The sequence below is a fragment of the Pseudomonas corrugata genome (genome assembly GCF_050920615.1).
Taxonomy (GTDB): domain Bacteria; phylum Pseudomonadota; class Gammaproteobacteria; order Pseudomonadales; family Pseudomonadaceae; genus Aquipseudomonas; species Aquipseudomonas corrugata.
This window is the reverse complement of the sequence record NZ_CP130434.1, coordinates 3,488,063-3,514,046: the sequence shown is the minus strand read 5'-3', so window position 1 is coordinate 3,514,046 and position 25,984 is coordinate 3,488,063. Positions and strand designations below refer to the sequence as shown.

Genomic DNA, 25,984 nt, shown 5'->3' with positions numbered 1-25,984 from the left:
CGCTCCGGCTGAGTTAGGGGAAACGACGGACCTTCAGGCTTTTGAACAGGAACCTGTTGGCCAGGATTGGCATGTACTTGTCAGGATCGTCCTCGCGTTCCTGGCGCCAGCGCTTGCCAGCGCAGCGCAGGAAGACCGTGGGGTTCATCGACTCGTTGCGGATTGCGCCCACTGCGACCCAGTCGGACGGCCCCAGAGGGTTGTCCATTGCGTCGACACCTTCGCGGTAGTAAGCCGTGAATACCGATCCACGACGCTCCAGGCGCATTCGCGCTCCGCGGGGAGAACGACCGTCACCCACGGGCTTGCCGTACTGATTGCTGTCGTACTCGACACCGAGGTTCCAATTAATTCGGTAGCCGTCGTCCTCATCGTGCTCGACGCCCACGTAAGGCGGCGCACCATGCGGGTCGTAGAAGCTGTCCTTCTGGCGGAAGGTTGTCGCAGGCGTCGCCTGATGGGCGCCAGGGTCCACGTTCGTGGCAGCCATCTCAAGCGTCGTGGCCTGGCCTACGGCCTCGACGTGGTACTGCGTCTCGGCGACGAAATCGCCCCGGATACCAACCACGGTGCCTAGGCCGCCGCCGGAGTAGTACGGCCAGTCCTTGGCTGTATACATCAGGCCGTTCTCGAGGCGCTGAAGCCTCGCTTCCTCGGGCGTGGTCGGTGCGGCAGGGAATGGGTCGTCGTAGGGTGCAATGTTGATGTGGACGCCATCCTGCTGCCGGATCCACGCGAAACGGTTGGCCTTGGCATAGCCTAGAGCGATCTGGGTGGTGTCGACCTGAGTTCCCGCGAACTGGGTGTCCAGGTGCGTCAGACCGCCGGGGCGCACGCCCGGCTCCTGGGGTGAGTCGGTGAGCGCCCCCCAGATCCAGGCGTGTGCCGCCAGCTTCGTCCAGTCGCTCGCCGACAGCGTCGGTACCGAGGGCTGAACCAGCACGCCGAGACGACCGCCATGCTCGAATGCAGCTTTGAAAGCCTGCGCGCGAGTGGTCAGTCCGCCGTCCGCATCGAATAGGTCGTCGAGGGATGTGACCGAACCGTCCACAATGCCATTCAAATAGGCGGTCTCATCGGCGAAGGTCACCACCCGCGTTTCGGGCGCGACCGCCCGCGCTTTGGCCGCCAGCGCCGCAGTTTCGACGCACAGCACGACACGATCCAGGACGCGGTGCAGGGCGAGCAGGCTCACGACCTCGCCGATCATTGCATCAGCCGCGCCCTCCGGCGGCAACGGCGCGACCACGAGGTCCAGGTCGTGCGGCAATTCGGTCAACACTGAATGGAGGGTAGCGATCCGTAGTTTGCGGCCGATGACGGACGGGTCGTAGTAGTGGAAGTTTGGCGATGCTGGCGGGCGGAAGGTCTCCGACATGTCCAGTGCCAGCAGATCCGCCAGGGTCGACGTCGAAACTTTCACCGTTGTTCCCGTCAGGCGCGAGAGGTCGTCGTCGGCCGCCAGCACCAGTTGGCCATCCACCGTGCGGCGCACCTCGATGGCCAAGCCATCTGCGCCGGCAGTATAGGCGCTCAGAAGCGCCACCAAACTGTTCTCGGGTGCGTGCCGGGCGGCCCCCCGGCGGGCGATTAAACGCGTCATGGCCCAGGAACCGACTGGCAGACGCGAATTGCGTTGGCGATCTGCGTGAGCGTCGGATTCGACGCACCCGCCGTCGGCATGAAGGCGCAGTCGAGCACGTAGAGGCCCTTCACGTCGTGGGACTGGCAGTTGGCGTCCAGGACACTGGTCTGTGGGTCGGTGCCAGCACGCAGCGTGCCGTGGTTGTGGCCGTAGCCTTCATTTGCAAATTTCTGAGGATCGAACTTGCGCAGCTCACCGCCCGCATCGACCATGATCGTGACCACCCGCTCCAGGCAGTACTTGCTGATCTCGAGGTCGTACGGGTGGTGCTTGTAGAAGACTTTCGCCATCGGCACGCCCCAGGAATCGACGGCCTTCGGATCCAGCTCGACGCGATTGGACTCCATCGACATGGTCTCGCCAGTAAACGAGAACTGCACGCCGCCCTGATCCCGGAGTTCGGCCAGACGGTTCACGAGGTCGGCGCCCCAGAGGTCGCCAGCGAGCTTTCCAGCGCCGCCGGTGCGCGAGATGCACTTGATCGGAGGCGCGACCGTCATCGGGTCGTAGATCGAGAACTTCCCGCCCTTGGTTAGCTCAGGCCGCTTCGGATCGCGGATCACATAGAGGTCTCGCAGCTGCAGGCTACCCAGCGAAGTCTTAGGCTGGAAGATACCCTCCGGCCCCTCGTTCCATGCCGGCTGACCGGGAAAGGTCAGTTCGGCCGTACCCTTTGTATGGTAGGTCAAGTACTTGCCGACGTTGGGATTGGGCACCTTTGACAACAGGAAGAGCCGAGCCGACTCGATCGCCTGGATCGACACGAAGACACGCGACGCCTTGATGACCTGCCGCACGCCAAAACGCTCGGTTATGTACTCGACGCCCACGACCTTACCCTTTTCGTGGACGATGCTAGTCACGTAGTGCCCGGTGCGAACCTCGCATCGGCCGGTTCGCAGCGCGCGGGCGAGCACGGTGTTGGTACTGCTCGACCGGTCGTTCACCGCGCAACCGAAGCCCTGACAGAAGCCGCAGAACGGGCAAGCAGGGCGGCTATCGAATGTCCGCGAGTTGATGCCGCGAGGGCTCAAGTAGGGTTTCATCCCGGCCTTTCCAAAGGCCTCGACCAGGAACGGCGTCGATCCGTGCTGCCGAATCGGTGGCATGGGGTAGTCGTAGCCGGCCCGTGTTGGTTCCTGCGCGGGGCTCTGGTTGGTGCGGCCCGAAACCGCCCACTCCCATTCGGCCATCTCGAAGTAGGGATGCCAGTCGCTGTACCGCCATGGCCAGTCGGGCATCGAAACGTCCGCAGGTTTTTGCGGCATTACGCTCGAGAGGGTGAAATCCTCCTCGGTGTAGCGGGGCAGGTTCGCTTCCCAGAGCATCGTGGAGCCGCCCACCATGTTGCCGATCCACCAGCGCTCGACCGGTCGCGATTTGGTCGGATCGACGGGGTCGACACAGATTTGGCCGTCCTCGATCGGTGGGATCAACGCCTTGTGCTCGCTGAAGTGAATCTCGTCGAAGGGCAGGAACTCGTCGGGGTGGCGCCAGTCGCCTTTCTCCAGCACCAGGACGTTCCAGCCGCGTTTGGTCAGGACCCGCGCGGCGGTGCCGCCACCGGCGCCGCTGCCAACGATGATAGCGTCATAGGTCTTGTCCATCATGCATCCTCCGTCGCCGGCAGCAACGGGTACCCGATCGCCCGCCACATTTTGGCCCCACGGTTACCGCCCCAGCGGGGATCGCCGAAACACCCCTGGTAGCAATGTCGGAGCAGTGTCTTGAACCAGACCTTCTGGTCAGCCGCGGCGATGCCGGGCAGTCCGCTGACCTGCAGGCCGTTCAGTACAAAGTCGACCTCCGCCTGCGTAAGCCCTGTGAGCGGACGCCCGAACTGGCTCAGTGCATAGCCGTCGAGGCCTGCCAATGCAATCGGATAGAGCGTCCGCCAAGCCGACGTCTCATGGTAGACGTCGGGCGTGCGCCCCAGCAGCCGGCTAACGAAGTTGGCAGCGCCAACCTCACCTGCAGACGGAATCCCGCGCCGTGCATCACCCGGTAGCAACCGATCCATGAGCACCGCGAGCTGGGCAAGTTGTTCCGGCGTCAAGCCTTCGGCCTGCGAAGTCTGTGTCCAGCTCATAGACCCAGCTCCTTCTCCAGCATGGCGATCAGATTGATGTAGAGCGTGATGTCCGGCGGCCCGATCCGGCCGATCAGGTCCGCCATGAGCGCGTCGTCTTGGTCGCTGAGACGGTCGCCGATCTTCTTGAAGAGGATGTCGTCTTCGTACTTGCCGTGGGTCTTGTAGAGGTTCGCGAAAGCGCCCAGTAGGGCCGCGAACTCGACCGTGGCCGCCCGATTGCCCATGCAGACGCGCCGGTAGGCAGCGCCCATGGCCCGGAAGTAGGCCCGCCCTTGGTCGTGATCGACCAGGGTGCCGGCCAAGTCGGCGGGATCGACCCCGCACATCATCGCGAATGGGAAAAGTACCTCCTCTTCCTTGCGGTGGTGGTAGGTGTCCACGAAGTTGTTGGTGAGCCAGACGATTAAGCCCATGGGCCGCAGTAACGTGCGCACCTCGTCGGTCGGCCCCAGGGCGTTCAGCTTCTCCTTCAGCTTGACGGCGCTCAGCACGATTCGCTTGGCGATAAGGTGATCCTCCTCCAGAAGGACTTCGCTCAGCCGGCCGCTGGACGTGTCCGAGATCTGGCCGGCGGCGAGCGGTTTCTGGAGGAACTCCCGGCCCGGCGGGAATGGCTTTAGCACCGCGCCCATACCGGCCGCCTGTGCGCCGACTACCTCGGACAGATTCTCGCCAATGAAGATGCAGTCCTCTGTGAGCAGCCCCATCTTCGCGGCGGCGAACCGGTATATCGCGGGGTCCGGCTTGCCCGCGTTGGCGTCGTGGTTGGTCACGAAGCCATCGGGATCAATGAACTCGTCGATGCCGGCGTCCTTGACCATCTGTAAGCCTTCTTGGGTCGAGACGTCGCTGGGCAGGTTGGTGATTAGCCCGACACGCAACCCCATGTCTCTGAGACTTTTGAGCAAGTCGACGCTCGTGGGTCTGTACAGGACCAAGTGGCCCTTGTAGTCGACGATACCGAGCGTATCGCGGATGTCGCAGAATACGGCCTTAGCCATCGCGTCCTCCTTTCCTTGGTGTCACCAGTTGATCGCGGTTTCGCCCAGCGCTACGAGTTTCTTATTCACTTCATCGAAGGGGTTCGGGCCCGACAGGAACCCTTGCGCGGCGGGATGCAGCAGACGTACCTCGTCCACTTCGACGCCCCAGCGACCTGCGGCTTCGGCGGTCTGGCGGATGCCTATCCTCTGTGCCAGCGTTTGCGCGTATCCGCCCAGCAGCAGGTAAACGACCGGCCTGTCCTGCCGCGCCGCCAGATGACGTAACACGCCGCCAACCACCGGCGCCCAGAATGGGATATGGCCGTGCGCCTGTTCTGGCGCGCCGCCTTGCAGATAACGGGTCAGCGTGAGACCGGCGTTCAGGCACAGCACGCCGTTCTGCTGCCAGTGATCGAACAGCGACTGTGGAGACTCGAGCGGCAGTGCGCCCGACATCGCGTCGGCCATGACCGTCGACCAACCGTCCTGGGCAACATAGGCCGATTTACCAGTGCGCGACTGTGCAAGCTTCTGCACCAGGCATCGGAGGCTAAGCGCTATCTCGTTGGATTTCGCGGGCCAGGTCTGGAGGTCGCCTTGTTCAAACGAGCGGCCAGTGGCGCGTGCAATGCGAGGATAAGGGTCTTGGCCGACAAGCATGCACCGGACTTTCTCCGGCGCCAGGCCGTCGAAAGCACGGAACACGTGGGCGTCTGCCCGGGCGTCCGGTAGCGGACTTGCGCGTCGTGCGGGAAACACCGGCTCGGGCCCGAATGTCAGGAAGGATGCGACGTCGGCGGCGGCGGGCTCGACTGAACCCAGGACGCTTCGCCAAGGCGAGGGGAGATCCAGCTGCCAGTCGGTGGAGAACAGAACAAGCGCATCACGTAGGAGCATTGTTCGCTTACCTTCCCACCGCGTCCTCCTACATCAGCGCACCCGTGGTGGGATCCACCGGCACTTCTAGGAAATAACTGAATACGCGTTTGCGACCCAATCGTCGTTACCGGTCAGGACGCGATTCGATGGCTAGCCCCATAGGCAAATCGCCACCATATTGGCTAGGTATAGCACTACCCACTGAAGATACAAGGTCAAAGCAAGTGGGAGTTTTCGACTTCGATTCTGGTAAGAATTGGCGAATCAACCTGACCCCAGTCATGCATGTTGCCCCGCGAGGTGCTGGGCGAATCGTTGGCAGGGGAAACCGAGCCTTTGGGCCGCGTAATCAGCAATCCGGGATGGCGGATATTTTCAACGCAGCTCTGCTATACCTTCCTGGGCCATGCTCCTCCGCATGGCTGATCATAAGGAATAATTCAATGGAACCGTTCGAGCTGGTCGGAACTTATACCTACCGTAGTTTCATCAACGAACCGGCCATTGTTGTCGATTTCAATAAGCTTCAGTTTGCTGAGGCCGAAATGACGATATTTTCTAACCTTGGGGGTGCCATTACCGGGAGCCTTTCTTGGCCCGAAAATGAAGATGATACTCAGCGCGGGGTAATGGGTATTACTGGCCAAGTCGTCTCTCGTGAGCCGTTAATTCTCCGCCTCCACGGCACCGGGGCCAAAGGATCCTCCACTGAGGGCTACGATTATGTTTATGACTTAACGCTCGCACCACAATGGCCCGAAACGACTGGCCGCCGTACATGCCTCGTCGGCTCGGTCATGCGTGCCAAAGATCACGGTAACGATGCTGCCGGGTTCACAGCAAGTGTCGTTGCAATACAGAGAGAGTTCGTTGAGCCAAGAGATATTGAAGGTGTCGGTTTATCGTCATCAGTCCTTTCCATGCTTTCAAGCAAGTGGCATAGGCTATGGCATGCTACATGGCATACCGTGCGGGGAGGGTGGCCTAATTTTAAGAACCCCGATACCTATGCTGACATCACCAAGCTTGGTTGGGCGGTCGAGCGTCCGCCTCGCAAGTCTAAAGACCAAGGAGGTAGCTTGATTCTCGACAATGGGGCTGGAGAGGATTTTCTTTTCATGCACCGATGGATGATCAAGATGGTGCATGACAGTTATGTCCGAGAAGGTTTACCCCCTCCCACTTCCTGGAAAAATATTCCGTCTCCAGATATTGCCCAAATTGTTTATGCTCCAGTCAAAATCGCATCGGGTGAGGTGATCTATAGGAAAGATCTCACCCTGTCCGGCAACATGGTCCCTTCCACCTCCGAGTGGGCAAAATCTTCGGATTATTTCGCAAGTGTCATGCGGCAGTGGGAGCTGCAGTTTAAAAGTCCTACGACGCTCGCCAGTCTAAGTCTTGGGGCATTGGGCAATTTGCTTGAGTTCACCATTCATAACGCGATGCACAATCGATGGGCTACACCAGCTCGAGATCCCGAAACAGGGCAGCTGGTAGTAGATCCGGTAACAGGAGAAGCCTCCGAGCGAGGCCCTTTCGATTTTGCCGATAAGTGGAATTCCCCAAAATACGATTACCTTGGTGAGTTTTACTCATCTCACGTAAACCCGGTTTTTTGGCGCCTTCATGGCTGGGTCGACGATCGGATTGACGACTGGTTTAAAGCTCAAGAAAACGCTAACCCCGGAAAAATCAAGCGCCAACAAGTGCTTGGTATCGATTGGTTTGAAGTTAACCCACCCTGGGTGATTACCGACACTCCGTTCCTTGGTGTGAGCCTTGACTCACATGGCGAGCAGCACCCACATGATGGTCATGTCGGCGGTATGGTGCACGGTGGAGAGAGTCCTCAAGCTGCCGAAATTGAGACAATGCTGAAAGTCATGGACTTTATCAAAAACGATACTACTCAATCTGTGCCTTTTAACATCACGTCTGATGTTGATAAGACTGCTGTAGCGCATGACCGGACTATAAGTATGCGATTTGAGATGCCCGGTGATATCAATGACATCCTTTAAAATACAAAAAAAAGGGGGGAGGGCGGGTTAGAGTAGGTAACCTTGCTGAGTACATTGCACGTGCATTTTTATGTAAAGTGATGATCTATTAACTGTTCTACACCATTTTTCCTGACGATCTAGATAGGGCCACTGAAACGGTGACTGAACTCGCCATAAAATGGATGTAAATCTAACTCAACTAAATAGCCGTTTGGTTGAGTTACGCAAAACGTCCCATAGCGACTAGTCTATTCTCAAGATTAAAATCTTATGGGGTACCTATCAATGAAGAAATACGTTGAGACTTCCACGTTCATCATGGACATCGTTTTGGTTGATGAAAATGGGCGGCGCCTACCTCCACCTATCAGGTTTTTGGGTGGAAGCAGTACAGGGTGTCTACCCCCAAACCTTCCGCATCTGGCTGTAAATAGCTGAAATTGATATTTCCACGAAGGATTGTGCTTGAAATTCGTTAACAGACCCCATGTTCAACGCTACAGATTTCACACAGCGTCAGTATCATTTTTAACTGACAAAAACTCGCAAGACGGTCTTTTTCAAAAAATCGCTTTTTTACCTGTCCCAAGGAACTCTATAGAACGGGTTAGCGCGGCAAAAACCAAAAAGCCAGATTTCTACTAATACGTTGAAAATTCAATGAGTTAAACATCACGCACCATATGGAGTTCGCCGGTGTTTTTTACACTCACCGTGTGGCAAAGAACGAATAAGCGCGGACGGGCGCGCGATCCTAGATCGCTAAAATGTCGCATTAATTAATTGCAGGGATCGACGTGGACGAAGCGGGTTGCTCGTAAGCGCTTGAATCTAGGGTGGCATTTTTAAATGACAGCTTTCGCATTTTTAGCTGTTCTCGACAGCAATGTGCGTTCATGACTAGGCAGGCTTGGTAATATTTTGTTACGCATAATGTATATTATGTTAAACGATGCGTATTTGGTTTGTCGCCTGAGCTCTTGAGCCAGGTAACATGCAGTTTCACAAGTAATTTCCCTGCCCCCTAGGTATGCTCCGCGCTTATTGCCAATCACTGATACCGGGATGCCAGCCCATATCTCTGCTGCGCAGTCGCAGTTATGGAGCCGTATCCTCAAGGATGTTTGAACGATGAGCCCCCCCGCGCTGGATATCAGCAACCTGACACCACTGCCTTACCAGCAACGTGTGGTTGATTACCTGAAGACCCATGAACCTGTCGTTTGGAACTGGGCATCGTCTTTGGGTGTTCAGCAGGAACATGCTCAAGATGTGCGTGCACAGTTACTGCGAGATACTTATCGCCTGAGCCCCGAGGCCCATCCACAGGCCTATCAAGCCTGTGAAAAGGCGTTGCAGTGCTTGCAGATCAAGGCACCCGCCACCCTTTACCAGGCCGGCGACGGCGCGATGAACGCGAGCCTGTATTACCTGGCCGATGAGGTGCATGTGGTGTTTTATGGGCCGATTCTTGAGCGTCTGGACGCCCAGGAACTGCTGGCATTGCTTGGGCACGAGCTGGCTCATTACCGACTGTGGTCGGAGCACGGTGGCGACTTTCTCACCGCCGAGCGGATTCTCAATCACGCCATGGCCGACGTGAATACGCCGCCCAGCCTGGAACAGACTGCACGTCTATATAGCCTGCACACTGAGATCTATGCCGACCGCGGCGCGGCACTGGTGGCCAATGGGTCGGAGGCGTCGATTACCTCGCTGGTCAAGATTCACACCGGCATTGTGAGCGTCGATGCGGCCAGTTACTTGAAGCAGGCCCGCGAGCTGGATGGCAAGGATGCGCAGCTGTCCCAGGGCGTTTCCCATCCGGAGACGTTTTTGCGCTCCCAGGCGGTGGACAGCTGGTGGCAGCAACTCCCGCAGACGGATAACTGGCTGGATCGCCGGTTGCGCGGGCCCTTGTCGCTCAATCGCCTGGATGTGACCGATCAGGTCGAGTTGACCGCCCTCACCCGCGGCTTTATGGCCCATTTCATCGGCTCCCCGGTGTTGCAATCCGAGGTTGTGCTCAATCAGGTACGTGGTTTTTTCCCGGACTGGAAAGACAACGAAACGCCACTCGACCTGACGACGTTGAATGCCGAGCGCATCGACACCAGCATCCATGAATACTTGCACTTCATCATGCTCGACCTGAGCCTCGTGGACCGTGACTTGCGGGATGAGGCTCTGCTGCATGCCGCGCGCACCGCGAAGAAACTCGGCAGCGCCGATGACTTTATCAGCGTGCTCAAGCGCGATATCAAATTACCCAAACGTGAGCTCGACCCGCTCGTTCGCGCGCTCAAAGCGGAGGTCGACACATGGACCCAGTAATCCAACCCGTCACGTTCACTCAATTACTGCAGAGCCACGATGGCGCCGCCGTGCCCATCGACGATGTGTTGTTCCTGGCGCTGCCATTGCTACGTCAAGTGGCACAACTTCACGAACTGGGACGTGTCGCCCAGCTCGGTTATCTCGATGTGCTGCAGGGACCGGAACGCACGCTGCAACTGCGTAATCCTGAGGGTGTGCCGCCGCGGCTGGCGCTGGAAGCGATCAAGCAGGTGCAGCCCAATCCGGAATCGGCGCTGAACGTCGTCGGCAAAGTCCGCCTGACCCGGGATTCGGAAAGTGGCGTGGCCATTACCGACCTGCAGGTCCAGGAGGATCTGCATCAGGCTATCGACCACCCGGTGTTCCTTCCGGACCTGCACAGTTGGGAGCATCGCCTCGGGCACCACGATGAGATCACCGACATATTCCAGCTTGGTCAGTTACTGGCGTGTCTGGCGTGCGGGTTGGATTTTGCCGATATCAATGACCTCAAGACGTTTGCACGGCACCGCCGTAACCTGTTCCAGCTCAATGGCCGGCTCAACCCGGTGCTGGCCAACCTGATCGTCGAGATGACGGAGCTCAACCGCCACGAACGTGCCACGGATGTCGGCTCGCTGGCGCGGCGCCTGGAGTCCTGGCGCGAACAGCCGGCCAGCCTGGATGTCGAGCGTGTGTTGGCCCAGGCTGAAGGCCCGGCGTCGCGGCGTACGGTGGTGCTGGAACATCTGCGCAACCGCTTGTTTGACCTTTCGCGGCGCAATCGCCTGCTGTATTTCCGGCCGACCCAGGCCAACGTCAACTTGACCGTGGCTAGCGTGCCGTTGGTGATGCGCATTGAAAGCATCCGGCCCGAAGCGCTGTGCACCTGGCAGCCGACCTTCGGCGGATTCTCCGAGCAAGTGCTGAGCGGCAAGCCCGTTGGCCTGCAACAGTGGCTGCGCTTTGAAGACCAGACTTGGTTGCAGGCGTCGCTGGAGCGCATCATCCAGGAAACCCGCCGCGACCGCGCCGAGTTCGGTTTCAGCAACCTGCGCCTGGTGGTGGCCTTCATGCGCTGGCACAACCTCAAGGACACGCCGGAAGAACGCATCGTCACCCCGCTGCTGTGGCTTCCAGTGGAGTTGAGTCGCAAGAAAGGCGTGCGTGATCAGTTCGTGTTGCAGTGCGACGAAACCGAGGCCGAATTCAACCCGGTGCTGCGCCATCAACTGCGTCAGCTCTACGATATCCGATTGCCGGAAACCGTCGACCTGCAAAAGACTTCGCTGGAAGACATCCACGCCGATATTGCGCGCCAGATCAAACTGACCGAGCCCGGGGTCGAGCTACGCCTGCAAAGCAAACCGCAAATCGAGCTGATCCACCAGAAGGCCGTGCAGCATCTGCACCACTTCCAGCGCCATCGTGCCCGCCAGCGCCTGTCGACGCCTTTGGTGAAACCGGATTTCAGCTACGACCGCGAAGATTTCCGTCCGCTGGGCCTGCAATGGTTCCAGCAGAAGGTCCTGCCCAGTGAGTTGCCGCTGCGCCTGGCCGTAGGCGCCAAACCTGTGCTGCGCAATCAACATCCTCAGATGGTTGCGAGCAGCGCCGAAAACAGCACCTTCGCCCTGCCCGAGAACCAGGGCCATCGCTACGCTTGGGACATCGACCTAACCCAGGTGACCCTGGCCAACTTCAACTATCGCAAGATGTCGCTGGTGCGTGACTATGCGCAGTTGATCGACGAACCGGCGCAGAACGAAGCGTTTGACCGGATGTTCTCCATCGAGCCTCGGGACGTCGAGGTCAAGGCCCCCGACCCTATCCCACTACCCGAACAGTGGAACGTGGTGGCCGGCGACGCGACACAAAATGCTGCCGTCAGCCTGGCCCGCACCGGGCGCAACTTCATTATTCAGGGGCCGCCGGGCACGGGCAAATCCCAGACCATCACCAACCTGATCGCGGACTATGCCGGTCGCGGCCTGCGAGTGCTGTTTGTCTGTGAGAAACGTGCGGCGCTGGACGTGGTATTCCATCGCCTGCAACAAAGTGAACTGGGCGACTTGTGCTGCCTGATCCATGACTCCCAGACCGATAAGAAAGCCTTCGTGGGTAACCTGCGCGAGTGCTATGAGCGTTGGATCGCCGGCGATGCCCAGTCGCCGCAGTTGCAAGCGCGGCGCGACACCTTACTGGCCGGCCTGAGCCAACAGCTGGGCTTGATCGAGCGTTTTGAACAGGCCATGACGGGCGTGCCGGAGTCTTTGGCATGCTCGGGACGCGAGCTGGTGCGTCATCTGATCGAGCTGCCGCCCGTGCTTGCCAAGCTGCCACCCGAAGCCTTGGAGCGTCTGCCCGAGTGGCGTCATTGGCAGGCCCAAAGCGAGCTGACCGGCCGCGTGTATCAGGCGATCAAAGAACGTTTCGGTCTCGACAGCTTTGCACGTCATCCTTTCAGCCATTTGGCCTCAAGCCTGATTACCCATGAACATGCGTACGGTCAACTCAAGGCGTTCCTGGATGAAGCCTGTGGGTTGATGGACAGTGTCGAGCTGTTTCTGGAGTCATCATCGAGCCTGCTGTCCGGGAATACTCGCTTGGCAGATGCGTGCGTACTGACCCAGGCCGCCGAACAACTGACCAGCGCCAACCTGGCCGCGCACCTCGATCTGCTGGAGCCAGGCTCATCAGGCTCTCAAGCGCTGCATGCCGAACAAGCGGCGTTGCAGGCACTGGCTGTGCAGCAACACAACGCCCGCGAATCCACCCACTACTGGCGTGAAAAACTTGCACCACAGGACACCCAGGCGGCCCTCGAGCTGGTACAGCGGCTGGAAAGCTCGCCGCTGCGTTGGCTGCAACCCGCCTGGTGGCGGCTGCGCGGTGAATTGCAACGACGCTACGACTTCAGCCAGCACGCGATTCGCCCGAGTTTGCGCAGTGTGCTCGACAACCTGGCGGGCGAGCACCGCGCCACGGCCCAATTGCACGCCGAGCAGCAACGCTTGCAAAGCCGTTATGGAATCCCGGACATCGACCTGTTCGTGCACAACCTGCAAGCCCTGCTCCAGCAACTCAGCGCATCACCGCTGTTGCGCCAGTGGGTCGAAAGCCTGCGGGGTAACCCGGATGCCCTGCCCGGCGTGCGCCAGGAAGCCAGCCTGCGTCAGCCGTTGGCGCGCCTGGCCGAGGTGGTCGCGCAACATTGTGTGTTCGACCCCGCGCCAAGCCTGGGCGAGTTGGCGGAATACCTGCGCGATCTACGTGAAGAACTCGACGAACTGCCCGATACCCTGCCCCTGCTCAATGAGCTGCACCAGGCCAATCCTGTCTGCCTCGCGGTCGTGCAACAGTACGCCTTGGCGCAACGTGCACTGGACGGTTTGATTGCCCAGGAAAACCTGACCCGCCTGTACCGCGCCAATCCTCAGTTGGCCCGCTTCGATGGCCCTGCCTTGAGTTTGGCTGCGCGTCAGGTCAGCCAGGCAGAAAGCAACCTGCTCAAAAGCAACGCTCACGTACTCAGCGCCACGCTGCACCAGCGTTTTCTGGAGCATGTGAAGCAATCGGCGATGTCGGTGACGCAACTGGACGCCCAGGCGCGCGAGTTCAAGAAGGCCTACGCCAAGGGTCGCCGTGAACTGGAGCATGAGCTGGGCAAGACCATGCGCTATCGCTCCATTCGTGAAATGGCCAGTGGTGACAGTGGCCGGGTGATCAACGACCTCAAGCCCATCTGGTTGATGAGCCCACTGTCAGTGTCCGACACCCTGCCATTGACGCCGGACCTGTTTGACGTGGTGATTTTCGACGAAGCCAGCCAGATCCCCAGCGAAGAAGCCGTGCCGGCCTTGAGCCGTGCGCAGCAGGTGATTGTGGTGGGTGACGAGATGCAGTTGCCACCGACCAACTTCTTCTCCAGTGCCGGCGACCAGGACGATAACGAACTGATTGCCATGGAGGACGGCGAACAGATCGCTATCAACCTTGATGCCGACAGCCTGCTCAGTCAAGCTGCGCGTAACCTGCCGGCGACCCTGCTGGCCTGGCACTACCGCAGCCGCCACGAAGCCTTGATCAGTTTTTCCAACGCGGCGTTCTATGAAGGGCGGTTGATCACCATTCCCGACCGTCGCATCGAGCGCCCTGCCCCGGCCCACGCCGCGCTGGACTCCACGGATACCGAGGCCGTGATCCAAGGTGCCGATACGCTGTTGGAAAGCCCGATCAGCTTCTTGAAGATGAGCGACGGTGTCTATCTCAGCCGCAGCAACCTGGCCGAAGCACGCTATATCGCCAACCTGGTGCGTGAATTGCTGCAACGCGAGACCGGCCTTAGCCTGGGCATCGTGGCGTTTTCCGAGGCCCAGCAAGGCGCTATCGAGCAGGCTTTGGAAGACTTGGCCAGCAGCGACTCGGCCTTTGCCACACGGCTTGAGCGCGAGTATGTGCGTGAAGATGCCGGGCAATTCAATGGCCTGTTCGTCAAGAACCTGGAAAACGTCCAAGGGGACGAACGTGATGTTATTATCCTGAGCATCTGCTACGCGCCAGGGCCGAACGGCAAGATGCTGATGAACTTCGGCCCGATCAACCAGCGTGGCGGGGAAAAACGCCTGAATGTGATCTTCAGTCGCGCCCGCAAGCGCATGGCGATCGTCTCCAGCATTGAGTCCGAGGCCATCACCAACACCCACAACGATGGTGCCGCTGCATTGCGTGCGTTCCTGCAGTTTGCCCAGGCCAGTGCCATTGGGGATGCGCCGCGCTCCCAGGGTATCCTCGCCAACCTCAATCCAGGCGCCAAGCAATCCTTTGCCGTCAGCCTGCCCAAGGACCACCTGCGCAGCGCCCTAGCCGCTGCGTTGCGCAAACGCGGGCATTCGGTCCAGGAATATGTCGGGCGTTCTCAGTTCCGTTGTGACCTGGCGATCAGTGACGCCAGTGGCGAACACTTCAGCCTCGGCGTGCTGCTGGACGGCGACACCGCATCGGCCACTGACGTGCGTGAGCGCTACATCTTCCGCCCGACGGTACTGCGCAGTTTTGGCTGGAAGATCATCGACGTGCTTAGCCATGACTGGCTGCGCGATCCGGAAGACGTGCTCAATCGCATCGAAACGCTCCTGCGGGGTGAGGAAGCCCCTGCGTTGCCGGAACCGGAGTCGGTAGAGGAAAGCGTCGAGATCGAGGCTGAGCCGCCTGTCACCGCTGAAGCGACACCCTTGATGCGCGAGTTCACCTTCGGTGAAGGCAACTCCAACAAGTTCTGGCGTATTGGTGTCGCAGAGGCCGAGGTGACGGTGAATTTTGGCCGTATCGGCACCGAGGGTCAGACCCTGATCAAGTCCCTCGACAGTCCCGAACGTGCTTTGCGTGAAGCGGAAAAGCTGATCGGGGAGAAACTACGCAAAGGGTATCAAGAGCAGGCGGGTTCATTCACCCCGAGGTGAGCTGAGTCGGTCCAGCATGAATCAGACAAGCGCGTTCAATCTGAACGCGCTGCAGCGGTCCGAAAAAGGGGGGGGCCTAGAGAGCTGTCTCTCATGAGCATCAATTTATGAACATTCGGCTCCACAATTAGAGCAAGGCGCCGGACATAGCGATTTCAGGACTCTTCGTGAACCACGGCGATGTCTTTCCTTCCTATTCGAGGTTGCCCATCTCCAAGCAGACGCTGCTGCCGTTGTACTGGACGAACAAGGTTCATGAACACGTATAGATGAACAACCATTCCCATTCATAGAATGCTATCCAGCTATTACGGCGCCTTGACCGACACATGAACATCTGACATCGCCCACTTGTTCAACAAAGGATCGTGTCGACGAATGACGCTTTCTACTTCGGGATTATGACGATCCTGGCCGAGACCGCTAGCCACTATGGCATTGGCGCAAAAGAGATGGCCATTGCTGGTCTCATCGGCCAGCCCGTTCATCTCCTAAGCCCACTTATAGCCTCCACCTACCTGCTGTGCGGGTTGTTGTATATCGACTACGGCGACAACCAGCGAGCGTCCATCTGCTGGAGCATCGGTACGTGCCTGGTCATGTTCGTGGCGGCTATCGCAATTGGAACCATCGACGTATTCAACTGAGGGCCCTCCTCAACTGCGCAGCGCACAGGTGGACAAGCTCATCTGTGCTTGAAGTGATCAGCTTCGCTAACGAAGCCATATTGCGACCTGGCCTTCACTCCAAATAACGCGCCTGCCCGGACAAACATCAAAAGGTAATACCGCGCTCAGCCCAGCACCGGGATCACCCGCGAGGGCTTGACCGATTTGAACGAAAAACTTGAATAAATCTCTTTGACCGCCGGCAAGGTTTGCAGCACCTCTCGCGCAAACTCGCCGAAAGACTCCAGGTCTTTGGCCACCACTTCCAGTAGAAAATCGTAGCGTCCGGAAACGTTGTGACAGGCGACGATCTCCGGGATTTCCAATAGGCGCTGTTCGAAGGATCGAGCCATTTCCTGACTGTGGGACTCCATCATCACGCTAACAAATGCGGTGACGCCGTAGCCGAGTGCCTTGGGCGAAAGAATCGCCTGGTAGCCGGTAATCACTGCGTTCTCTTCAAGAATTTTCACCCGGCGCCAACACGGCGAAGTGGTCAGCGCCACATGTTCGGCCAGTTCGGCGATGGTCAGCCGGGCGTTGCCTTGCAGGGCCGCGAGTAAGGCCTTGTCGGTACGATCCAGCTCGCTAGGCATGTCTTGCCTCCTAATTTTGTTTTCCGGAGCCTTTATTCCAATTTATGGGTTATTTCTGGGTCAATTTGGAATTTTTCTTGTTGAAATTGAGCATAGCATTGTAGGAAATACAGGAGCGTCCAACATGAACAATAAAAACAATGAACTGGGCTTTTCCACCCGCGCCATCCATCACGGCTATAAGCCGCTGGACCACAACGGCGCACTGATCCCGCCGATCTACCTGACCTCCACGTTCGCCTTCCCTACCGCCGAGTACGGCGCCGGTTGTTTCGCCGGCGAAGAATCCGGGCATTTTTACACGCGGATCTCCAACCCCACATTGGCTCTGTTGGAGTCACGCATGGCGGCTTTGGAAAACGGCGAGGCGGCGGTGGCCTTCAGCTCCGGCATGGGAGCCATTGCCGCGACCTTTTGGACCCTGCTGCGCCCCGGTGACGAGATCATTCTCAACCGTACGTTGTACGGCTGCACCTTCGCCCTGCTGCACCACGGTATCGGCGAGTTTGGCGTCAAGGTGCGTCATGTTGACATGTCCAACCTGGCCGAACTGCGCGATGCCATCAGTCCTTCGACGCGCATGATCTATTTCGAATCCCCGGCCAATCCGAACATGCAGTTGGTCGACATTTGCGCGGTGGCTAAGATTGCCCACCATCATCGGAATGTCACCTTGGTGGTCGATAACACCTACTGCACTCCATACCTGCAACGCCCCTTGGAAATGGGTGCGGATGTAGTGGTGCATTCGGCCACCAAGTACCTCAGTGGCCATGGCGATATCACGGCCGGCATCGTAGTTACCAGTCATCCACTGGCGGACCGCATTCGCCTGCAAGGCCTCAAGGACCTGACCGGTGCGGTAATGTCGCCTCAGGACGCTTTTCTGCTGATGCGCGGGCTCAAGACCCTGTCACTGCGCATGGAACGCCATTGTAGCAACGCCCAGGTGATCGCCGAGTATTTACACGCGCACCCGGCCGTCGAATGGGTCGCTTACCCCGGCCTGCCCTCCTTTGCTCAGTACGACCTGGCGTCGAGGCAAATGAAGTTGCCTGGGGGCATGATCGCCTTCGAACTCAAGGGCGGCCTGACCACCGGCCGGCGTTTCATGAACGCACTGGAGTTGTTCGCCCGCGCGGTCAGCCTGGGAGACGCCGAGTCCCTGGCCCAGCATCCAGCCAGCATGACCCATTCCACCTACACGCCTGAAGAGCGTGCGCACCACGGGATTTCCGAGGGGTTGGTGCGTTTGTCGGTGGGCCTTGAAGACATCGCGGACCTGCTGGCCGACATCACCCAAGCGCTGGATGCCTGTGCTCAAGGAGGTTGAACATGTCCACCGCTTATCCCCTCGTGGATTGTCACGCCGTTGAGCATGGCGCCCAACCGAACTGCGTGATCAATTTTCCGCTGCAGAGTTGACCAAGCCACCGTTCCCTGTGCACTATCGAGCAGTTCCTCTTCGCAACGGATCAACCATGATTCTCACCACTGACCACATGCTGTCTGCCGAGGGCCACTGCGCCCAGGCATGCGCATGCGTGTCCGTTGCCAAGAAATCCAAGAAACAGCCGCTCATTTGACCGGGGCGCTGTCCCGTCAGATGAGCTGACAGGACAGATAGCGCCAGGCCTCCTCCCCGCTTGATTCCCATCCCCTCCTCTGACGTCGACTAATCGGTCTGCCTGAGGAGTAATGCATGTCTAATTTTCGCGGTATCTGGGTTGCACTGGCCACGCCCTTTCATTCGGGACACGTCGACTTCGACGCGCTCGAAGGTTTGGTGAAAACGCTCCTTTCTGGAGGCGTTAGGGGGCTGGTCGTATGCGGCACCACTGGTGAAGCCGCAGCGATGAACAAGGATGAACAGCTCGAGGTACTGGATGCAGTTCTACAGATTGCTCGACCTGACCAGGTGATCATGGGGCTGTCGGCCAACAACCTGCAGGAAGCCCTGGCATTCCAACAAAAGATCCAGAGCCGTGACATCACCGGCGTTCTGGTTCCAGCACCCTACTACATTCGGCCTTCGCAGCAAGGCATCGAGTCATTTTTCCAAACAGTCGCTGATGCCTCATCTGTCCCGGTGGTCCTCTACGACATCCCCTATCGAACAGGCGTGAGGATCGAACGAGAGACGCTGAGAAGGATCGTGCGTCACCCCAAAATCGCAGCGGTCAAGGACTGCGGTGGTGATGTCGAAACCACCATGGCCCTGATCGAGGACGGCAATGCAGAGATTCTGACCGGCGAGGATATCCAGATCTTCACAAACCTCGCCCTGGGCGGAGCCGGCGCAATTTCGGCCTCGGCACACATTCGTCCAAATCTGTATGTCCAGATGATGCAGGAGATGGATAGAGGCGATGTCATGTGCGCCCGGGCTACATTTTACCGCCTCCTGCCTTGGATAAAGATGGCGTTCGCTGAGCCCAACCCGGCTGTCATCAAAGCAGCTCTGAGCGTCCACGGCTTGATCAGCAACGAGCTTCGTGAGCCCATGCAAACTTGCTCCTCAACAACGATGGATCGACTCAGATCTGTGCTTTCAGGTTTGACCTGTCAAAGCGCATAGGTCGGGCGGCGATCTCATGGGTGTGGTGCTAAGCCCAAGAACCACCACACCCTAAACGTCGTATAAGTGACAGCCGGCGTAATCAGGCAAGGCGGGGTCGCCGTTCCTTTACTTTAGATCACCCAGGACACCCCACTCCTACGACTTTACCCCGCTCAACGTTCGGTACTGGCGAAAAGACTCGCGCACAGTCTCGAGCAACTCTGCTTCATGCCAGGGTTTAGTCAGAAAACGGTAGATCTCACCGCGGTTGATTGCCTCGGTCACGTTATCGACGGCGGCGGAGCCTGACAGGACCATTCGAACGGTATGGGGGTGCATGGTTCGAATACGAGCGAGTAACTCCGTGCCATTCATGCCCGGCATGTGTTGGTCAACGATGATGACGCCAACCTGATGTTCAGCCAGAAGCTTGAGGGCTTCCTGGGCACTCGTTGCAGTGAGGATAAGGTAGTTCTCGTGGCGCAGCAGGCGCTTGAGCGAGGACAAAACGCCCAGGTCGTCGTCCACCAGCAACAACGTCGATGATGTTTCATTTTCAAGTACGACATGCAGTGGCTGGTAGGAAGAGAGAAAGCGTTCCGTGTCTTCGACGGGCATGGGATGGCTGATCAGGTAACCCTGGATCAGATCGCAGTGCATAGATCGCAGGTACCGCGCTTGACCGGGATGTTCGACGCCTTCGGCCACCACTTCAAGGCCGAGACTGTGCCCCAGCGCGATAATGGCCTTGACGATAGAGGCATTGCCCGCGTTAGTCGTCATATCGCGGACAAAGGAGAGATCGATCTTGAGCCTGTGCACTTCCAGTTGCTGCAGATATCCCAGCGAGGAGTAACCCGTTCCGAAATCATCAATCGACAGTCGAACACCCAGCGCCTTGAGTTCGCTCAGGGACTTGAATGACTGATCGCGGTCCACCATTACATAACTTTCGGTGATTTCCAGTTCAAGCTGACTGGGCTCGATGCCGGTTTGCGCCAGGGCGTTTTTGACCGACTTCACCAGATTCCCCGCGCTTAACTGAACAGCAGAGATGTTCACCGCTGTTTGACACGGCGCAATGCCTGCCTCTGACCAGTTTTTGATTTGGCGGCAGACCTCGTGCAACACCCAATCGCCGAGTTGTATAACCAGGCCACTTTCCTCTGCAAGGGGAATGAATTCGCCTGGAGAGATCATCCCGCGCTCGGGATGTTGCCAGCGGACCAGGGCCTCAAGACCGCCAATATTACCGGTATCCAGATCAACTTGGGGCTGGTAGTAAACCCGCAGCTCTCCTTGCTCAAGGGCATTGCGCAACTCTGCTTCGAGTTTTAAACGCCGCTTGGCGCGGTGGGTCATCTCTGGCGAGAAAAAGCACAGCACTCCCCGCCCCTGCTCTTTGGCTCGATGAAGTGCGGCGTCGACATTGCTCAGAAGGGTCTCGGAGTCAGTCCCATCGTCGGGATAGAGCGTAATTCCGATGCTGGCCCCCATGTAGACATTCTGCTTGCCTAGTACGAATGGCTCTGCCAACGCATTGATGATGCGCTGGGACATCAGGTCCACTGGAACATCGACATGCTCCAGAATAATGTTGAATTCATCCCCGGCAATGCGTGCAATGCTATCGTTTTCGGGCAGTAGGCTTCGCAACCTCTGTGCGACCTGGGTCAGCAGTTGATCACCCGACTTGTGGCCGAGGCTTTCGTTGATCGTCGCGAAGTTATCCAGGTCTATGTTGAGCAAGGAAAACTGGGACTGCTCACGCTCGGCCTGCAGAATCGCGTGATCCAGCAATTCCGCGAACAGTACGCGGTTCGGCAAGCCGGTCAGAGGGTCGCGATGGGCAAGAATGCGATATTTGTCTTCAGTTAATTGCAGTAACGCACTGCGCTGCGCCACCAGATCCTCCAGGAAACGATGCAGCCTGGCCAACTCCAAATGGGTGCGAATACGCGCGCGCACTTCGTCGATATCGAAAGGTTTGGTGATGTAGTCGGCAGCTCCGATCTCGAAGCCTTTGACTTTCTCTGATGCAGCATTTATGACCGTGACAAAAATGATGGGGATTCGGCTGCCTGTCGGCGTTGCCTTGATGCGCCTGCAGACTTCATAGCCGTCCATGCTAGGCATCACGATATCAAGGAGGACAAGGTCTGGGGGCACGGTGCCCTGAATGGCGTCCAGCGCCTGGGCGCCAGTGCGTGCAACCATGATGCGGTAGTCATCCTTGAGCGCCTCGAGTAGCTCATGGATGTTTTCCGGGATGTCATCGACAACCAACAGCGAGGGGCGGTTGGCTGGGTCTGCCGGTCCGGCTATATCGAAACGGATGGGGTTCTGGCGAAGGCGCCTGAGCTCAAGTTGATTGTGGATGCGCGCCTTGAGCAGATCAGGGCTGAACGGTTTGGTGATGTAATCGGCGACACCCATCGCCAGGCCTCGCGCCTCATCCATGGCATCAGCCAGGGCGGTCACAAAAATCACCGGGATATTCGTGGTGCACGGGTCAAGCTTGAGTGCGGAAAGAACGGAGTAACCGTCCATGTCCGGCATCTTGATGTCCAGCAGGATCAGGTCTGGCTGCGGTTGGCGGTTGGCCAGCTCAAGCGCCTTTTCACCGTTGGTAGCCGCACACAGAGAAAAATCGTCGCGCAGCATCCCCATCAAGGCATGCAGATTTTCGTGGATATCATCGACGATCAGAATGCGGGCACGTTTGTTGTTAGGAGCAAGTTCGTTCATGAAGACGTATCCGGGGCGACCCCATTCAGGTGCTGTAATCGAGTAAGTGCGGCGTCTATTTCGAAATCATCGATCAAGGCGGCAATAGCGGATATTTCTTGCTCGATCCGGGTTCCGCGCGTCCCCTTGAGCAACTGAGCGAGTATAGGTTCTGCCGCACCAAGGTCCGATTCCAGGGCCTGTACGAGCTGGTTCAGCAACGCGTCGAGCAATGATGGTGATAAGGGTGTTTCGACACTCGACTGGGACGGGTAATCAATCTCGGCAATCCCATCGATCTCACAGAGCACGAGCTGGAGGAGACCTTCAGCCTCCTCCAGGACGCGATCATCAGGGAAGCTGTTCTGCTTGAGTTGATCGTCGATGGTTTTAACGATGTCATACAGGCGCTGGGCCCCGATATTTCCGGTAACGCCCCTGAGTGAATGACAGAATGTCTCTGCACCTTGCTTGTCGCCACTTGCAACAAAACAGCGGATCTTGAGGACCGCGTCAGCGTAATGCAGGCGAAACCGCCGCAGCTGTTTTCGATAGCCATCAGCCTTGCCGCCAATACGGCGTAAACCGTCCTGAGCGTTGATATGGACCATTGTCTGCAGATCGGCAGGCAGGCTACTTGCCGGCGATTTCACAACATCGAGCACCGCAGGCTGATCGCTACGCCGGCCGGGCGATTGTATCCACTTGCAGAGTACGGTCATCAGCCTATCGGGTGCAATTGGCTTGGTAATGTGGTCGTTCATTCCCGCATCGTGACTGGCCTGGGTATCTTGCGCCATCGCCAGCGCGGTCATGGCAATAATCGGTAGTGCACCAAAGCGTTCTCCGCCAGGCATATCAGCCAATGCCCGAATACGCCTGGTTGACTCCAGGCCATCCATCACGGGCATCTGGATGTCCATCAACACCGCGTCATAATCATGACCTTGGACCTTGTCGAGCGCTTCCTGACCGTTCACGGCCTCATCCACGACCATGCCTTCGCAGTGCAACAACTCGGCGGCGAATTCCCGGTTTATATCGTTGTCCTCAACGACCAGTATGTGGCCCCCCGCCAACTGATTGTTATTCGGGGGCTGGAGCGTTGTAGGTCTGCCCTGAGCATCCATTCCGAGAACGCGGCCACGTCCAAGGACTGAAAGAATCGAGTCAAGCAGCACTGAAGGTGAGACTGGTTTGATCAAGAACCCGTCCACCCCGGCCTGCTCGGCCAGGCGCAAGACATCTTCGCGACCATAAGCGGTGATCATGATGACCTTGGGAAGACGGGGCAAACGAATATCACGGTGAATGCGCTGGGTGGTTTCGTCGCCATTCATGCCGGGCATACGCCAGTCCATCAGGACCAGATCATAGGGCTCAGCGGCTGGGGCCTGCAGTTCGGTGAGGGCGGCCGGGCCGCTGGCAACGGTGACAACTTCCAATTGGAAGAAACGCAACATCTCGGCCAGGATTTCACGAGAGACCGCATTGTCATCCACCAGCAAGACGCGGATGCCCTTGAGCAACGGTCCGCTCTGCTCGACCAGTTGTCGTTGGTGTATCTGTGCTTGCCGCGCGACGGGCAACTGCACGGTGAAACTGATCGTGCTGCCTTTGCCTGATTGCGAGTCTTCAATCCAGATACGCCCTCCCATCAGTTCGGCCAGGCTCTTGCTGATGGCCAGCCCAAGGCCGGTTCCACCGAATCGCCGCGTCGTGGATGAGTCGCCTTGGGTAAATTTTTCAAAGAGATGACGCTGTGTTTCAGGGCTCATGCCAATGCCCGTGTCGCGCACGCTAATCTGCATATGCAGGATGTCGTCCCGAATGCCCAAGCTGTGGAGTGCTAACTCCACCTCGCCTTTTTCCGTGAATTTTATAGCGTTCCCGCACAAGTTGAGGAGGATCTGGCCCAGGCGCAATGGGTCGCCCAACAACCGCGTGGGAATGGTGGGGTCATGACGAATAAGAAACTCGATACCTTTTTCTTCGGCCTGGAAGGCGATGGCATCCGTCAATTGCTCCAACACGGAATCCAACCCGAACTCGATCTGTTCGAGTTTAAGTTTGCCCGCCTCAACTTTGGAAAAATCAAGAATGTCGTTGATCACACCCAGCAGTGAATGGGCGGCCGTTTGTACCTTGCCCAGTTGGCTACGCAAGGCCGGCGGCAGATCCTTTTTCAGGACCAGATAGAGCATGCCGAGAATGGCGTTCATGGGGGTGCGGATCTCGTGGCTCATGTTAGCCAGGAAATCGCTCTTGACCTGCGTCAGCCGCTCCGCTTCCTCCTTGGCAAGAAGCAGTTCTTCAGTTCGCTCGGCAACAATGCCCTCAAGATTGTGATTGAGCTGGTTAAGCGCTTGCAGCGAATCGAAGAGTCGACTGCGGCTCTCGTTAAAGGCGTTTACCAACTCTCCGAGCTCGTCGCGGTAGGGATACTGGATTTTCTCCACGGGCGCATTGTCCGGCCTGAAACGCCAGTTCGCTACAGCGTGGGAGACCCGGGTGACGGCATTGGACAGTCGATAACGAATGGCCCAGAGAATGATCAGCCAGAGTGCCGAGGTAATGACGATCGAATTTAGCAGAATGAACAGGCAGGCGTACTTGGTCCGATCCCATAGCACACTGCGATCTGAATACATCTTGAGAACACCGATCACATTATGCTCGCCCGCCTGCCCAGGCGACGTAAGCGGTAATTCGGCTTGGCGGAACCTGGCGGGAAAGAGCGTCCGCCCTTCCCTCCTCCCGCTTGGCACATGCCCGGAGACCGCCAGGACCTCCCCCCCGGCAGAGACCACCTGGACGCCGCTGACGATAGCGTTCTGACGCACGGCTGTGACAATACTCATGAGCTCAGCCTTGTCCAGTTCCCATACGGCCTTGGTGAAGCTGGGGCTGATGGTTCTGCTTAGGGAGACCAGGTCATCCGTGATATCCCTGCTGACGCTGAAATATTGAATGCTCAACTGCGCCCCAGTCATACCCAGAGCAATCAAGAGATACCACGGGAACATGGTGTAAAGCAGTCGCCTGAAAAGCGTCTGAGCGGCAAACATCCGTCCTACTTGCATTTATTTCCACCACCAGAGGGTATCCGGTTCAGGCGTCCCGGCAGGCAGGACGGGATTGGCAAGACGGATGACCCTCCGATGTTCCTTGGCAAGCGCGCTTATCTCCTTTGCGTGGTAAGTTTCAAACAGTTTGCGGAAGGACCCGTCCGCCAACGACAGATTGAGTCCATGTTCGATGCGTCGGGCCAGCGCGGTGTCGCTCTTGTTGACCCAAAAGTACACCGGATAAGGGAAGAACAACGCCTTGCTGTTTTCAATGACGAGCTGAGGGTATTGATCCTTGTGCTCCTCAAGCTCACGAGCCGCTTCATTCAATCCACGCGGGAACGCGTCGAAGCGTTTAGCTGCAAGCATGCCAAAAAGATTTTCATAGTTGCTCGAAGTGACCACCGTAAAACCACTGGCTTGCATGATGGGTACATCGGCCCATTGACTATTAAGGCCGAATGTCAATTGCTCGCGAAACGCTTGTTCGTCCATCCGCGCGATGCGAGGTTGATCGGCAGCACGAATCAAGAGGAGGCGGTAACCGATAAGACCACGCAAGATATCGATCTTGATCGGCAGCATAAGGGATTCGCGTTCGGTGTTGGTTCCCAGTGCGATGACATCGATCTGCCCCGTCTGAAGCAACTCCATGCCACGATTCTGACTGGCCTCCTGCCCATAGGGAACGAGATGGGTGCGGCCATCGGTCGCCTGTGTATGCGAAAGCGCCAGCTCCAGGAGCTTCCAGCGATACTCATAGATGGGCCCGGAAGGGAAATAACGAAATGTCGTTTCCCGGTCTTCGGCTTGCGCGGGACGAGCAAACAGATTCAGCGCAATGGCAACGACAATTAAAAACTTTAGAAGAGATGCAAAGCGCGGCGCCGGGCTTCGCGTAACCGATGGGATGTACATACTCCGGGTTTCCTTTTCCGCAGCGAACTGGGCAGATACAGCGACGTCCGCGAATGTCCGGTAG

The 25,984-nt window shown here is 58.0% G+C and carries 15 protein-coding genes; 6 read left to right on the top strand and 9 right to left on the bottom strand.

Translation table 11 applies throughout. From position 1 onward, the window contains the following. Positions 1-13 precede the first annotated feature (13 nt). Genes QZH45_RS15815 through QZH45_RS15795 form a run of 5 tightly spaced genes read right to left on the bottom strand, consistent with a single transcriptional unit; the run spans position 14 to position 5,617 of the window. A complete protein-coding gene (locus QZH45_RS15815) occupies positions 14-1,603 on the bottom strand; it encodes a glycerophosphodiester phosphodiesterase (protein ID WP_432783366.1) in 1,590 nt (529 codons plus the stop codon). Next, complete coding sequence (locus QZH45_RS15810) at positions 1,600-3,255, bottom strand: GMC oxidoreductase (RefSeq protein ID WP_432783365.1); 1,656 nt, start codon at positions 3,253-3,255, stop codon at positions 1,600-1,602. The genes QZH45_RS15815 and QZH45_RS15810 overlap by 4 nt, the downstream gene beginning before the upstream one ends. After that, positions 3,252-3,734, bottom strand: coding sequence for a gluconate 2-dehydrogenase subunit 3 family protein (locus QZH45_RS15805; protein ID WP_432783364.1), 483 nt, complete (start codon positions 3,732-3,734; stop codon positions 3,252-3,254). Before QZH45_RS15805 ends, QZH45_RS15810 begins: the two co-directional genes overlap by 4 nt. Beyond that, entirely contained in the window at positions 3,731-4,738 is a 1,008-nt protein-coding gene (locus QZH45_RS15800) for an HAD-IA family hydrolase (RefSeq protein WP_432783363.1), read from the bottom strand. The genes QZH45_RS15805 and QZH45_RS15800 overlap by 4 nt, the downstream gene beginning before the upstream one ends. A 21-nt stretch (positions 4,739-4,759) precedes the next feature. Then, complete coding sequence (locus tag QZH45_RS15795) at positions 4,760-5,617, bottom strand: hypothetical protein (protein WP_432783362.1); 858 nt, start codon at positions 5,615-5,617, stop codon at positions 4,760-4,762. 425 nt (positions 5,618-6,042) lie between these two features. On the opposite strand from QZH45_RS15795, the gene QZH45_RS15790 reads away from it, so the two are divergent. The 4 genes from QZH45_RS15790 (at position 6,043) to QZH45_RS15775 (ending at position 16,030) form a co-directional block, all read left to right on the top strand. Then, positions 6,043-7,623, top strand: coding sequence for a hypothetical protein (locus QZH45_RS15790; RefSeq protein ID WP_432783361.1), 1,581 nt, complete (start codon positions 6,043-6,045; stop codon positions 7,621-7,623). A gap of 1,113 nt (positions 7,624-8,736) precedes the next feature. Further along, positions 8,737-9,939: a M48 family metalloprotease gene (locus tag QZH45_RS15785; RefSeq protein WP_024777202.1), complete on the top strand. Its 1,203-nt coding sequence runs from the start codon at positions 8,737-8,739 to the stop codon at positions 9,937-9,939. Further along, positions 9,927-15,383 (top strand): WGR domain-containing protein, encoded by a 5,457-nt coding sequence (locus QZH45_RS15780; RefSeq protein ID WP_053194002.1) that lies wholly within the window; start codon positions 9,927-9,929, stop codon positions 15,381-15,383. Before QZH45_RS15785 ends, QZH45_RS15780 begins: the two co-directional genes overlap by 13 nt. A 368-nt stretch (positions 15,384-15,751) precedes the next feature. Beyond that, a complete protein-coding gene (locus QZH45_RS15775) occupies positions 15,752-16,030 on the top strand; it encodes a hypothetical protein (RefSeq protein ID WP_024777204.1) in 279 nt (92 codons plus the stop codon). 146 nt (positions 16,031-16,176) lie between these two features. On the opposite strand, the gene QZH45_RS15770 is transcribed toward QZH45_RS15775, so the two are convergent. Further along, complete coding sequence (locus QZH45_RS15770; protein ID WP_041022790.1) at positions 16,177-16,647, bottom strand: Lrp/AsnC family transcriptional regulator; 471 nt, start codon at positions 16,645-16,647, stop codon at positions 16,177-16,179. A 124-nt stretch (positions 16,648-16,771) separates the two neighbouring features. Here QZH45_RS15770 and QZH45_RS15765 point away from each other — a divergent pair, with 124 nt between their 5' ends. Both QZH45_RS15765 and dapA read left to right on the top strand, forming a co-directional pair. After that, a complete protein-coding gene (locus QZH45_RS15765) occupies positions 16,772-17,980 on the top strand; it encodes a methionine gamma-lyase (protein WP_053194000.1) in 1,209 nt (402 codons plus the stop codon). Between the two features lie 369 nt (positions 17,981-18,349). After that, a complete protein-coding gene (gene dapA, locus QZH45_RS15760) occupies positions 18,350-19,225 on the top strand; it encodes a 4-hydroxy-tetrahydrodipicolinate synthase (protein ID WP_053193998.1) in 876 nt (291 codons plus the stop codon). 138 nt (positions 19,226-19,363) lie between these two features. On the opposite strand, the gene QZH45_RS15755 is transcribed toward dapA, so the two are convergent. Genes QZH45_RS15755 through QZH45_RS15745 form a run of 3 tightly spaced genes read right to left on the bottom strand, consistent with a single transcriptional unit; the run spans position 19,364 to position 25,920 of the window. Then, positions 19,364-21,955, bottom strand: a complete 2,592-nt coding sequence (locus QZH45_RS15755) for an EAL domain-containing protein (RefSeq protein ID WP_053193996.1) — start codon at positions 21,953-21,955, stop codon at positions 19,364-19,366. Further along, the gene (locus tag QZH45_RS15750; protein WP_055135060.1) at positions 21,952-25,002 is read right to left on the bottom strand and encodes a hybrid sensor histidine kinase/response regulator; all 3,051 of its coding nucleotides are present in this window, start codon (positions 25,000-25,002) and stop codon (positions 21,952-21,954) included. Before QZH45_RS15750 ends, QZH45_RS15755 begins: the two co-directional genes overlap by 4 nt. 15 nt (positions 25,003-25,017) lie before the next feature. Beyond that, complete coding sequence (locus QZH45_RS15745; protein WP_199275575.1) at positions 25,018-25,920, bottom strand: substrate-binding periplasmic protein; 903 nt, start codon at positions 25,918-25,920, stop codon at positions 25,018-25,020. Positions 25,921-25,984 lie beyond the last annotated feature (64 nt).

Coding starts and splice junctions, on each gene's coding strand:
- dapA (WP_053193998.1), top strand. CDS start 18,350: ATGTCTAATTTTCGCGGTATCTGGGTTGCACTGGCCACGCCCTTTCAT.
- QZH45_RS15790 (WP_432783361.1), top strand. CDS start 6,043: ATGGAACCGTTCGAGCTGGTCGGAACTTATACCTACCGTAGTTTCATC.
- QZH45_RS15750 (WP_055135060.1), bottom strand. CDS start 25,002: ATGTTTGCCGCTCAGACGCTTTTCAGGCGACTGCTTTACACCATGTTC.
- QZH45_RS15805 (WP_432783364.1), bottom strand. CDS start 3,734: ATGAGCTGGACACAGACTTCGCAGGCCGAAGGCTTGACGCCGGAACAA.
- QZH45_RS15770 (WP_041022790.1), bottom strand. CDS start 16,647: ATGCCTAGCGAGCTGGATCGTACCGACAAGGCCTTACTCGCGGCCCTG.
- QZH45_RS15800 (WP_432783363.1), bottom strand. CDS start 4,738: ATGGCTAAGGCCGTATTCTGCGACATCCGCGATACGCTCGGTATCGTC.
- QZH45_RS15765 (WP_053194000.1), top strand. CDS start 16,772: ATGAACAATAAAAACAATGAACTGGGCTTTTCCACCCGCGCCATCCAT.
- QZH45_RS15795 (WP_432783362.1), bottom strand. CDS start 5,617: ATGCTCCTACGTGATGCGCTTGTTCTGTTCTCCACCGACTGGCAGCTG.
- QZH45_RS15745 (WP_199275575.1), bottom strand. CDS start 25,920: ATGTACATCCCATCGGTTACGCGAAGCCCGGCGCCGCGCTTTGCATCT.
- QZH45_RS15815 (WP_432783366.1), bottom strand. CDS start 1,603: ATGACGCGTTTAATCGCCCGCCGGGGGGCCGCCCGGCACGCACCCGAG.
- QZH45_RS15755 (WP_053193996.1), bottom strand. CDS start 21,955: ATGAACGAACTTGCTCCTAACAACAAACGTGCCCGCATTCTGATCGTC.
- QZH45_RS15810 (WP_432783365.1), bottom strand. CDS start 3,255: ATGATGGACAAGACCTATGACGCTATCATCGTTGGCAGCGGCGCCGGT.
- QZH45_RS15785 (WP_024777202.1), top strand. CDS start 8,737: ATGAGCCCCCCCGCGCTGGATATCAGCAACCTGACACCACTGCCTTAC.
- QZH45_RS15780 (WP_053194002.1), top strand. CDS start 9,927: ATGGACCCAGTAATCCAACCCGTCACGTTCACTCAATTACTGCAGAGC.